General features: G+C 51.8%; 8 protein-coding genes. 5 read left to right on the top strand and 3 right to left on the bottom strand.

The genetic code is table 11. From position 1 onward, the window contains the following. Positions 1-74 precede the first annotated feature (74 nt). Complete coding sequence (locus BKD14_RS11225; protein ID WP_075656065.1) at positions 75-1,751, top strand: Na/Pi cotransporter family protein; 1,677 nt, start codon at positions 75-77, stop codon at positions 1,749-1,751. Positions 1,752-1,806: 55 nt separating this feature from the next. Here the strand turns inward: BKD14_RS11225 and BKD14_RS11220 are convergent, their stop codons facing one another. Beyond that, entirely contained in the window at positions 1,807-2,262 is a 456-nt protein-coding gene (locus BKD14_RS11220; RefSeq protein WP_022710976.1) for a GatB/YqeY domain-containing protein, read from the bottom strand. A 719-nt stretch (positions 2,263-2,981) separates the two neighbouring features. Here BKD14_RS11220 and carA point away from each other — a divergent pair. Then, positions 2,982-4,202 (top strand): glutamine-hydrolyzing carbamoyl-phosphate synthase small subunit, encoded by a 1,221-nt coding sequence (carA, locus tag BKD14_RS11215; RefSeq protein ID WP_075656063.1) that lies wholly within the window; start codon positions 2,982-2,984, stop codon positions 4,200-4,202. A gap of 334 nt (positions 4,203-4,536) precedes the next feature. Here the strand turns inward: carA and BKD14_RS11210 are convergent, their stop codons facing one another. Continuing rightward, positions 4,537-5,448 carry a neutral zinc metallopeptidase gene (locus BKD14_RS11210; protein WP_075656061.1) on the bottom strand — a complete coding sequence of 304 codons (912 nt, stop codon included), beginning with the start codon at positions 5,446-5,448 and terminating at the stop codon, positions 4,537-4,539. Between the two features lie 322 nt (positions 5,449-5,770). Here BKD14_RS11210 and carB point away from each other — a divergent pair, with 322 nt between their 5' ends. Next, positions 5,771-9,262 (top strand): carbamoyl-phosphate synthase large subunit, encoded by a 3,492-nt coding sequence (gene carB / locus BKD14_RS11205; protein ID WP_075656059.1) that lies wholly within the window; start codon positions 5,771-5,773, stop codon positions 9,260-9,262. A 15-nt stretch (positions 9,263-9,277) separates the two neighbouring features. Here carB and BKD14_RS11200 read toward each other — a convergent pair whose 3' ends face one another. After that, positions 9,278-9,577, bottom strand: coding sequence for a hypothetical protein (locus tag BKD14_RS11200; protein WP_210215509.1), 300 nt, complete (start codon positions 9,575-9,577; stop codon positions 9,278-9,280). 70 nt (positions 9,578-9,647) lie between these two features. Here BKD14_RS11200 and BKD14_RS11195 point away from each other — a divergent pair, with 70 nt between their 5' ends. Next, positions 9,648-9,857, top strand: a complete 210-nt coding sequence (locus tag BKD14_RS11195; protein WP_022711712.1) for a cold-shock protein — start codon at positions 9,648-9,650, stop codon at positions 9,855-9,857. Between the two features lie 475 nt (positions 9,858-10,332). Continuing rightward, positions 10,333-11,535 (top strand): pyridoxal phosphate-dependent aminotransferase, encoded by a 1,203-nt coding sequence (locus BKD14_RS11190; protein ID WP_075656055.1) that lies wholly within the window; start codon positions 10,333-10,335, stop codon positions 11,533-11,535. The last annotated feature ends 386 nt before the right edge of the window (positions 11,536-11,921 follow it).

Genomic DNA, 11,921 nt, shown 5'->3' with positions numbered 1-11,921 from the left:
CGGAGCATCCGGAGACAATCCGGGGAACCACAAAGGATGAGCTAATCATCCGGTAATAAAAAAGGAATACGCATTTGAATGGTTCAGTCGTCCTCCTGCATCTTGCAGGGGCAGTCGCGTTGCTCTTATGGGCAACCCGTATGGTTCGGGCAGGCGTTGAAAGCGCCTATGGCGACCGCTTACGCCGACGACTGCGCAAATATATGCAAAAACCGCTTCTGGCGGTCAGCTTCGGTGTTTTGCTGGCTGTATCCCTTCAAAGCTCCACGGCAGTCACTTTGCTGGTCGGCTCTTTTGTCGGCGCAGGCTTTGTCAGCGGTGTGGCAGGCCTTATGGCCGTGCGCGGCGGCGAGCTCGGCTCTGCCCTTGTCGTTAAAATCCTGAGCTATGACCTGACTTTGCTGGTGCCTTTGGCACTTGTGGCAGGCACATTCATTTCTATGTCTTCCGAGCGCTTGTTCTGGCGACAGAATGGTAAGATTCTGGTCGGCATTGGTCTGCTTATTCTCTCGCTTGAACTCACAGGGGAAGCGACAACGCCATTGCGCGACAGTCAGCTGCTGCCGGTGATTGTCAATTATCTGGCGAGCGATCCGGTTACCACCTATCTGCTTGCAGCGCTGATGACATGGCTGTTCCATTCATCAATTGCCGCAATCATCTTGCTGACATCTTTCGCTTCACGCGGCCTCATTCAGCCGGATCTGGCTGTGGTAATGGTGCTTGGCGTCAATCTTGGCTCTTCTATCATCGCCCCCCTGCTCACACGCAATGCCCCGCCGGAAACCCGCGTGGTACCGCTCGGCAATCTGCTGATGCGCGGCGCAGGCTCTCTCGTTATCCTGATCCTGTTTCTGTCCTTTAAGCCTCCGGTCGAGTTTCTCGGCTCCGATCCGGTCAGTCAGGTTGTGAATGCGCATATCCTGTTCAATACGATTATTCTGATTGCAGGCATTCCGCTGTCAGGACTTGTGCTGCGCGCTACAGAAGCACTGGTCAATCTTAAAGCCAAACCGGAAGCACCGGCAGAAACTGTTTTCACACAGGAAATCAGCGCGCTGGATATGAGTGTCATCAACTCCCCGCCGCTTGCCCTCGGCAATGCAACCCGTGAAGTTGTGCGCACCTGTGAAACCGTTGACGTGATGCTGCGACGGATTATGGACCTTTATGAAAAACCGGATCAGGTCGGCATTAATGAACTGGCAAAACTGGATGATCGTCTGGATGCCCGCCATGCCGCCATCAAGCTTTATCTGGCGAAACTGGCGACCAAAAACCTGAGCGAAGATGAAGCTCTGCGCACGCAGGAATTGCTCGGCGCCTGCGTTAAACTGGAACAGGTCGGCGATATTATTGTGCGCAATATGCTTGCCCATGTGCAGAAGAAGATGGATCGTAAGCTGGAGTTCACAGAAGAAGGCTGGGACGAACTGACCGAATTCCACGCTATGGTTGTTTCCAATGCGCATTTGGCCTTCAACGTATTGGTATCGCGTGACAGCTATACGGCGCGCCAGCTCGTGCATGAAAAAGACCATCTGCGTGACATGGAGAAACGCACCAGCGAAATGCATTTCCAGCGCCTGCGTGAAGGAACTGTGCGCAGTGTCGAGACCAGTTCGATCCATCTGGATACGATCCGCGATCTCAAGCAGATCAATTCGCTGCTGGCTTCAATGGCCTATCCGGTACTGGAAGAAAAAGGCATGCTCGGCGGCACCCGCCTGAAAACGGTAACGGAAAGCTGAAACAAAAAAGCCCGCGTTAATCGCGGGCTTTTTCTTTTTTCTCAATTATTCAGGATCAGCTACCGAGCAGTTCTTTCAGCACACCGCTGGCCTTGGCGAAATCCATCTGGCCGGTATAACGTTCTTTAAGAACCGCCATTACCTTACCCATATCGCGCAGGCCTTCTGCACCGACTTCGGCAATGGCAGCGGCGCTGTTGGCACGGATTTCTTCATCGCTCAACTGCTGAGGCAGAAACTCTCTGATGATCTCGATTTCAGCACGTTCATTTTCAGCCAGTTCAATACGATTGCCTTCTTCGTACATTTTGGCAGATTCTTCACGCTGCTTGATCATCTTGGCAAGAATTGCCAGAATTTCATCATCCGATACAGGGTCTTTGCCTGCACCGCGATTGGCAATGTCGCGATCCTTCAGAGCAGCCATAATCAGGCGCAGCGTTGAAGCACGCATTTTTTCATGGGCTTTCATAGCCGTTGTCAGAGCTTGCGAAATTTCCTGACGCAGCATTTCTTATCTCCTTGGCAGGACAGCATTATATATTCGTATCCGGCCTGTTAAATTTATAAAATCCGGTCAGAGCAAGGCGCGGTCAGTTGTCTTTTTATAAACACGCGCATGATGCAAATTTTACAGAAATCAGAGCGTGCGCACAAAACAGAATAAAGGCGATACGCTCCTGAATGCAATAAAGCTGGCCGGAATAAGCAAATCAAAGGCCTTATAGCGCAATTTGCAGTCTTGGCAAAACCATCAGATTATTTTCTTCCCGCAACCCCATTATGCCTCCGCAATATGCAAGCAGAAACCGGCTTTTTCTGGCTGTCTTGATAAGCCCAAATTACTAGCCGCATATTGACCGCCGCTTTTCCCGCGAAAATATCCGTCACAGCAATTGACCGCAGGGCAAGATTTCTTTACATTATTAATCTTAGCAGAAGATTTTTTTCATTCTCGCGACGGAGCTCATTGTATCCGGCGCGTTTTTGCACATCTGGTGTTTATCATACCGGGTTGCATCTGCACATATAACACATAGTTGCCGTTCAGATGGCCGACCACAAAGCCGGTTCCGGACGCGACATACTTAGAGCGCCGTGCGCCCTGTTGGGCGCACAAAACTCGCTCTAACACTTTAAAATTGGAGCATAATTTATCCTTAAACTGATTCAAGTTTAAGGCATTATGCTCTAACAGCACAGCGCGCAATTTTGATCAGGAGTGCCTCAATGACCGAAACCACACCCAAAACCGCACCCTGGACGACTTCCAAGCCAACAGCTGTTCTTGTTTTGGCGGATGGCACAGTGATCGAAGGCAAAGGTGTCGGCGCAGTCGGCGCGATTGAAGCGGAAGTCTGCTTCAACACCTCCCTCACCGGTTATCAGGAAGTTCTGACCGATCCGTCCTATGCAGGCCAGATCGTGACTTTCACATTCCCGCATATCGGCAATGTCGGCACCAATGAAGAAGACAGCGAGCGCCTAAATCCGGCCAGCCGCTCCGGCGCAGTCGGCACAATTATTAAGGCTGATATTACTGCCCCTTCAAACTACCGCGCCACTCAGGATTTCGACAAGTGGCTGAAGCAGCACGGCATTATCGGCCTCAGCAATGTTGATACACGCGCACTGACCGCCCTGATCCGTGAAAAAGGCGCAGCCAATGCCGTGATCGCTCACGATCCGAGCGGCAATTTCGACATTCCGGCTCTGAAAAAACGCGCTAGCGCTTGGGCAGGTCTCGTAGACCTCGACCTCGCCAAAGATGTTACTTCCGGCCAGTCATCTGTATGGACAGAAAAATCATGGGTCTGGAATGAAGGCTATGGCAGTCAGACAGAAGAACAGTTCCATGTCGTTGCGGTTGACTATGGTATCAAACGTAACATTCTGCGTCTGTTTGCAGATCTCGGCGGCAAGGTAACGGTTGTTCCGGCGACAGCAAGCGCTGAAGATATTCTGGCGCACAATCCGGACGGTGTATTCCTGTCCAACGGCCCTGGCGATCCGGCGGCTACCGGTGAATATGCAGTACCAACCATTAAAAAACTGATTGAAACCGACATTCCGCTGTTTGGTATCTGCCTCGGCCACCAGATGCTGGCACTGGCAACAGGCGGTAAGACAGTGAAGATGCATCAGGGTCATCACGGCGGCAACCATCCGGTGAAAGACCACACAACCGGTAAAGTTGAAATCGTATCGATGAACCATGGCTTTGCGGTGGATGCGGACAGCCTGCCTTCAGGCGTGGAAGAAACTCACATCTCGCTGTTTGACGGTACAAATTGCGGATTGCGGATTATCGGCAAGCCGGTCTTCTCGGTACAGCACCATCCGGAAGCTTCTCCGGGTCCTGAAGACTCGTTCTACCTGTTCCGCCGCTTTATCAACCTGATCCGCGCACGCAAGGGTCAGGAACCTCTGCCGGAACGCGAAGCGGCCTGAGCTTAAAAGGGCGCGAAGCGGCCTGAGATAAATATTCATAGACAAAATAAAAGGCCGGTGATTTTCACCGGCCTTTTTCTATACTCGTAGTTTGATTTTTCTATCAAGCGCTACGTCATATTCGGGATGATGACGTGGCGAAAATAGTGTCTTACGAGAACCGGAACGGAGCGTACCCTGCATAATCCTTTCATCGGCTGATGAAAGATAAGATTATGCAGCCTTAAAGATCACGGCAACCTTTGCACGTCCTATTGGACGTGCGGTGCCGTGTGTACGTGAGTACCGGAAGCACAGGAAGACGCTATTTGCAGACCGTCAGCACCCGAATATATTAAATGGGGTTGTTGAAAGTATCACAGGCATCAACCCGTCCCGTATCGAAGCCGCGCTTGAACCATTTGGCACGCTGTTCAGAGGTACCGTGATTGAAGCTTTCCGGCACGACATAGCCCTGCGAACGCTTCTGCAAAGTATCGTCACCGATCTGATGGGCGGCGTTCAGAGCTTCTTCGAGATCCCCCTGTTCCAGCAGTCCCTTCTGCTCGGTGAATTTACCCCAGACACCGGCAAAGCAATCGGCCTGCAATTCCACGCGCACGGACATGGCATTGGACTGCGCTTCACTCATGCTTTGACGCATCTGGTTAAATTTCGGCAGAATACCGAGCAGGTTCTGCACATGATGGCCGACTTCATGCGACAGTACATAGGCATGTGCAAAATCACCGGAAGCGCCGAAACGCTTGTCCAGTTCACGGTAGAAACTCAGATCGATATAAACTTTCTGGTCGCCCGGACAGTAGAAAGGTCCCGAGGCAGCAGAAGCAAATCCGCAGGCAGATCTTACCTGACCGTCAAACAGCACCAGAACCGGCTTTTTATAGGTCTGACCGGCAGACTGGAAAATACCGCTCCAGACTTCTTCTGTTTCTTTCAAGACAACACGACTGAAACTGGCCGCTTCATCATCGGCACGCGGCGTGGAAGCACCAATATTGGAAGAACCACTGGATGTCTGTGTGCTCTGGATGGAGCCGTCACCGAACAGGATAGGCAGCGGATTAATACCGGCCATCCACAAAACAAGTGCCATAACACCCAGAATAAGAATGCCGGAAAGCCCGCCGCCGCGCACAACACGGAAACCCGGCCCGCCGAGTCCGCCACCACCTCTCAGACCACCGCCGCCATTCCCACGGCGATCCTCAACATTGTCACTCTCTTCGCGACCTTGCCAGCGCATCAGCGCTCTCCTTATTTTACATAATTCTTTGGCAGCTATAATAAAACGGAAATGCTCTGCCCGCTACTCTGCCCGCGGTCTATTTAGCAAAGATAAAACACAGGACATTTCAAAACAGGCTGACAACCGGTCAAATTTCAATAAGAATTGTTATAAACGCATATTTTCTCCCAAATAACGTATTTAAGGGGTTACTTTCCGCAAATTGATTACCTATAAGACACGCTTAGCCCAGACGCATCATATAGCCTCTGAACCCGACGGTCATACCGTTCGGGCTTTTGTCGCAGAGCCGAATAAGCGCTAAACACAGGATGAGACCATGCCAAAACGCACAGACATCAAATCGATTCTGATTATCGGAGCGGGACCAATTGTTATCGGTCAGGCATGTGAATTTGACTATTCAGGCACACAGGCCTGTAAAGCCCTGAAAGAAGAAGGGTACCGGATCATTCTGGTGAATTCCAATCCGGCCACGATCATGACAGATCCTGATCTGGCGGATGCTACATATATTGAGCCGATCACACCGGAAGTGGTTGCCAAGATCATCGCCAAAGAGCGCCCTGATGCGCTGCTGCCAACCATGGGCGGCCAGACTGCACTGAACACCGCGCTGTCGCTGAAGCGCATGGGCGTGCTTGACCGCTACAATGTGGAAATGATCGGCGCAGACGCCAAAGCCATTGATAAAGCCGAAGACCGCGCATTGTTCCGCGAAGCCATGGCAAAAATCGGCCTTGAAACTCCAAAGTCCATGCTGGCCAATGCCACGGATGTAAAAGATGAAGACCGCAAAGCCCATAAGATCAAACGTGAAGAGCTGAAAGCCAAGCTCTCCGGCGACGATCTCGACAAAGCACTCGACAAGCTGGAAACCGAATGGCAGCTCGGCGAAACCGACCGCAAGCAGCGCTACATGACCCATGCTATGGGTTTGGCAGCACAGGCGCTCGATCATGTTGGTCTGCCAGCCATTATCCGCCCGAGCTTTACCCTCGGCGGCACCGGCGGCGGCATTGCCTATAACCGTTCGGAATTCTTTGAAATCGTCGAAGGCGGCCTTGATGCTTCGCCAACCACCGAAGTACTGATTGAAGAATCCGTGCTCGGCTGGAAAGAATATGAAATGGAAGTTGTACGCGACAAAGCGGACAACTGCATTATCATCTGCTCGATCGAAAATATCGACCCAATGGGCGTTCACACCGGTGACAGTATCACTGTTGCCCCTGCTCTGACGCTGACTGATAAAGAATATCAGATCATGCGCGATGCCTCGATCGCAGTGCTGCGCGAAATCGGCGTTGAAACCGGTGGTTCGAACGTACAGTTCGCGGTTAATCCTGAAAACGGTCGTCTGATCGTTATTGAAATGAACCCGCGCGTGTCCCGCTCGTCAGCACTGGCCTCCAAAGCAACCGGCTTCCCAATTGCTAAAGTCGCCGCCAAACTGGCTGTCGGCTACACCATGGACGAGCTGGAAAACGATATTACCGGCGGTGCAACACCTGCTTCGTTTGAACCAAGCATTGACTATGTTGTTACTAAAATCCCGCGTTTCGCTTTCGAGAAATTCCCGGGCGCCAATAATGTTCTGACCACCGCGATGAAATCGGTCGGTGAAGTGATGGCTATCGGCCGTACCTTCCAGGAAAGCCTGCAGAAAGCTCTGCGCGGTCTGGAAACAGGCCTGACCGGTCTTGATGAAATCGCAATCCCGAATATTGAAGACGGCGATGAAAAAGGCGCAATCCGCGCAGCTATCGGCACACCGACACCGGATCGTCTGCGTATGGTTGCACAGGCCATGCGCCTCGGCATGCCGCTTGATGAAATTCATGCAGCCTGCAAGATCGATCCTTGGTTCCTTGAGCAGATGGCCGAGATCGTTGCGACTGAAGATCGTGTCCGTGAACATGGTCTGCCGCAGGATGCGGAAAATATGCGCTATCTGAAAGCCATGGGCTTCTCAGACAGCCGCCTTGCAAGTCTGATCCGCAAAGATGCCAAGGATGTTGCCAAACATCGTGCAGAACTGAGCGTGCATCCGATTTTCAAGCGCATTGATACCTGTGCTGCGGAATTCTCTTCGCCAACGGCTTATATGTATTCGACCTATGAAACGCCGTTTGCAGGTGTTGAAGCCTGTGAAGCGGATGTATCCGAGCGCAAAAAGGTTGTGATCCTCGGCGGTGGTCCTAACCGTATCGGTCAGGGTATCGAGTTCGATTATTGCTGCTGCCATGCGGCTTTCGCGCTGAGCGATGCCGGTTATGAAGCGATCATGATCAACTGTAATCCGGAAACGGTTTCCACGGACTATGACACGTCAGACCGTCTGTATTTCGAGCCGCTGACCGATGAAGATGTGATCGAAATTCTGCGTAAAGAGCAGGAAAAAGGCACTCTGCACGGCGTGATCGTACAGTTCGGCGGTCAGACCCCGCTGAAACTCGCCAATGCACTGGAAAAAGCCAATATTCCAATCCTCGGCACCTCACCGGATGCGATCGATCTGGCGGAAGACCGTGACCGCTTCCAGAAGCTGCTGATCAAGCTCGGCCTCAACCAGCCGAAAAACGGCATTGCCTATTCCGTTGAACAGGCTCGCCTGATCGCTGCTGACCTCGGCTTCCCGCTGGTGGTTCGCCCGTCTTATGTTCTGGGTGGCCGCGCCATGCAGATCATTCATGACGAGCGCATGCTGCAGAAATATCTGCTGGAAACTGTGCCTGAACTGGTGACCGAAGATATTAAAGCCAAATATCCGAATGATAAAACCGGCCAGATCAACACACTGCTGGGCAAAAATCCGCTGCTGTTTGATACCTATCTGACCGATGCTATCGAAGTGGATGTGGACTGTCTCTGCGACGGTAAAGACGCTTATGTTGCCGGTATCATGGAACATATTGAAGAAGCCGGTATTCACTCCGGTGACTCAGCCTGCTCCCTGCCGGTTCACACTCTGAGCGATGAAATCGTTGCTGAACTTGAACGCCAGACCATTGCCATGGCCAAAGCGCTCAATGTCGGCGGTCTGATGAACGTGCAATATGCGATCAAAGACAATGTGGTCTATGTGCTTGAGGTCAATCCGCGTGCATCGCGTACCGTGCCTTTCGTGGCTAAAACCAACGGCACACCGATTGCCAAGGTTGCAGCACGCATTATGGCCGGTGAAAGCCTCGAACAGGCACTGGCTGCCTATGGCGGCAAGCCTGATGTGAAAGCACAGCGCCACATCGCCGTGAAGGAAGCCGTGTTCCCGTTCGCCCGCTTCCCGGGTGTGGACACCCTGCTCGGACCTGAAATGCGCTCGACCGGTGAAGTCATGGGTCTCGACTATGACTATGCACTGGCCTTTGCAAAATCACAGCTCGGCGCAGGCGTTGATCTGCCACGCGATGGTACAGTGTTTGTCTCCGTCCGCGATGAAGACAAAGCACGCATCGTAGCGCCTGTTAAGCGTCTGGCAGACCTCGGTTTTAAAGTTCTGGCAACCGGCGGCACACAGCGCTATCTGGCTGAACAGGACATCGAAGCCACCAAGGTCAACAAGGTTCTGGAAGGCCGTCCGCATATTGAAGACGCCATCCGCAACCGTCAGGTGCATATTGTCTTCAACACCACAGACAGTGTCAGCGCGGTTTCCGACAGCAAGTCGATCCGCCGTGCGACCCTGATGCACAAACTGCCATATTACACCACACTGGCTGGTGCAGAGGCGGTTTCTGAAGCGATTGCCGCACTCAAGGCCGGATCACTGGAAGTTCGTCCATTGCAGGATTACTTCAAGAAAGCCTGATAAGCACATAAACAATCAAGCAAAAGGCAGTCTTATAAGGCTGCCTTTTGTGTTTTCAGCACTGTAATTCCTGCTCCGGATACATCGTATCTCTGCTTTGAACTCTACAGAGATACTTTTCGGAGAGCGGTGATTTGCAGAAATATTCTCACGCGTTGTAAAGGTTTCCCGGAGATTTATTCTCTGTCCATGTGCGATTTCCTGAGAAGCTGCCTTGTATTGGTCAAAAATGTCGCATATGTTGAGTTCATCGAATTTTCGGTCGAGTGATTTTGCGGCCCGCACGGCAACGCCTTGCTTCTCATGATCTTCCATCAACAACTTCGATCCACCGGGAACGTCGCAAGGCGAACCTGAATTTACTATGAACTTGAAGGAATTTCCCATGGCTACGGGAACAGTTAAGTGGTTCAACACGACCAAGGGTTTCGGTTTTATTCAGCCTGATCAGGGCGGCACAGACGTGTTCGTTCATATCTCCGCTGTACAGCGCGCTGGCCTGGCTCAGCTCGATGAAGGCCAGAAAGTCACCTATGAAATCGTGCAGGACCGCCGCTCTGGTCGTTCATCTGCCGACAACCTCGTTGCAATGTAATTTGCGATAAGGTTAAGAGCTGCATTTCATGCGGCTCAGGGTTGAGATACAGGGCGTTGAGGTCACACTGACTGACAATCTGGGATCGAATAAAAGGCGGGTTTTCCCGCCTTTTCTTTTTTCTGTCCATCCCAAATATAAAACACCGCAATTACGCTGTGACGCAAAAGCTTTCCTTGCACTTTGCCTGTGATTGCGACATAAAGCTGTAGCCTCTGACTGAACAGTCCGGCTCTATATCAGCGTTGCTCCCCACCGGCATAAACAGCCTCAAAACTGTAAACTCCCCGGATATCATATGCGACCAGATCAATCTGCGCTCGCGAAGGGCTCAACAACGTCGCTATAGCGGCTGCTCAGGCACCGGCAGCAACGCTTAAACACACGCGGTTGAGGAGATTGCGCTGTGTTTTAGGTTTTCTTTTATCCTCCGGCTATTCAGCCGGATCGCCAGTTCCATTCAGGAGTAATGATCATGGCATTCCTCGCCGACGCACTGTCCCGCGTAAAACCATCTGCCACAATCGCTGTCAGCCAGAAAGCACGTGAGCTGAAAGCTAAGGGCAAAGATGTTATCAGCCTTGGTGCAGGTGAGCCGGATTTTGATACCCCTGATAATATTAAGCAGGCAGCCATCGACGCAATCACCCGCGGCGAAACCAAATACACCCCTGTTTCCGGTATTCCTGAACTGCGCAAGGCAATTGCTGCAAAGTTCAAGCGTGAAAATGGTCTGGATTACACCTGGGAACAGACCATTGTCGGTACCGGCGGCAAGCAGATCCTGTTCAATGCATTGATGGCAACCCTCAATCCGGGTGATGAAGTTATCATCCCTGCGCCTTATTGGGTAAGCTATCCGGAAATCGTTGCTCTGTGCGGTGCAACACCGGTGACTGTTGAAACCACAATGGATAACCAGTTCAAGCTGCAGGCTGCCGATCTGGAAGCTGCGATCACACCAAAAACCAAATGGCTGATCCTCAATATGCCTTCCAACCCGACAGGTGCTGCTTATTCTGAAAGCGAAATCAAAGCGCTGACCGATGTGCTGCTGCGTCATCCGCAGGTCTGGATCCTGACCGACGATATGTATGAGCATCTCGTTTATGGCGAATTCAAATTCATGACCCCTGCGCAGGTTGAGCCAAAGCTCTATGACCGCACACTGACTATGAACGGCGTTTCCAAAGCCTATGCCATGACCGGCTGGCGTATTGGTTATGCAGCTGGCCCGCTGCAGCTGATTAAAGCTATGGATATGGTTCAGGGTCAGCAGACCTCCGGTGCCTCCTCCATCGCACAATGGGCAGCGGTTGAAGCTCTCAACGGCCCGCAGGATTTCATCGAAAAGAACAAGGCAATCTTTCAGGGTCGCCGCGATCTCGTTGTTTCCATGCTCAATCAGGCCAGCGGCATCACCTGCCCGACACCGGAAGGCGCATTCTACGTCTATCCGTCCTGTGCAGGTCTGATCGGCAAAATCGCACCTTCGGGCAAGGTTATCGAAACCGACGAAGATTTCGTTTCCGAATTGCTGGAAGCTGAAGGCGTAGCCGTTGTTCACGGTTCAGCCTTTGGTCTCGGACCAAACTTCCGTATCTCCTATGCAACTTCCGAAGAGTTGCTGGAAGAAGCCTGCATCCGCATTCAGCGTTTCTGCGCTTCCCTGCGCTAATACGAAACACATAAAGTGCCTGAAGCCCCGAACATATCGTTCGGGGCTTTTTTATTGCGCACAAAACTCTGCCTGCATAAGCAGGCTCACATAGAATACGGAAAAAGGGATGGCTTTTGTCGCCCTGAAATTTGGACAAAAAAAAGCCGGACATAAGCCCGGCTTGGAATTTTGAAGGCGTCATATGGACAAGCCTTCAGAGGGGAACACTTAGGATGCGCAATGGGAGGAGGAGACGCATCACTAAGATGAGTTGTATATGCTCCTTTAAGCCTGATTTCACAACGCCCGATATTGCAAAGCAGCCATGCATTTTCAGATAGCTCAGCATCTTGAAACCGGTTTTTCTGCACAGATGGGCGTTAAACAACAAAAAAGCCGGTAAA

Origin of the sequence: Pseudochrobactrum sp. B5 (assembly GCF_001939785.1) — a bacterium.
In the GTDB taxonomy this organism is placed as follows: Bacteria; Pseudomonadota; Alphaproteobacteria; order Rhizobiales; family Rhizobiaceae; genus Pseudochrobactrum; species Pseudochrobactrum saccharolyticum.
The sequence above is the reverse complement of the archived record's forward strand: the minus strand, read 5'-3'. Positions and strand labels throughout refer to the sequence as shown.

What these genes read in the sequence shown, in the direction of transcription:
- BKD14_RS11220 (WP_022710976.1), bottom strand. Translation starts at nt 2,262, where the DNA reads ATGCTGCGTCAGGAAATTTCGCAAGCTCTGACAACGGCTATGAAAGCC.
- carA (WP_075656063.1), top strand. Translation starts at nt 2,982, where the DNA reads ATGACCGAAACCACACCCAAAACCGCACCCTGGACGACTTCCAAGCCA.
- BKD14_RS11210 (WP_075656061.1), bottom strand. Translation starts at nt 5,448, where the DNA reads ATGCGCTGGCAAGGTCGCGAAGAGAGTGACAATGTTGAGGATCGCCGT.
- carB (WP_075656059.1), top strand. Translation starts at nt 5,771, where the DNA reads ATGCCAAAACGCACAGACATCAAATCGATTCTGATTATCGGAGCGGGA.
- BKD14_RS11200 (WP_210215509.1), bottom strand. Translation starts at nt 9,577, where the DNA reads ATGGAAGATCATGAGAAGCAAGGCGTTGCCGTGCGGGCCGCAAAATCA.
- BKD14_RS11195 (WP_022711712.1), top strand. Translation starts at nt 9,648, where the DNA reads ATGGCTACGGGAACAGTTAAGTGGTTCAACACGACCAAGGGTTTCGGT.
- BKD14_RS11190 (WP_075656055.1), top strand. Translation starts at nt 10,333, where the DNA reads ATGGCATTCCTCGCCGACGCACTGTCCCGCGTAAAACCATCTGCCACA.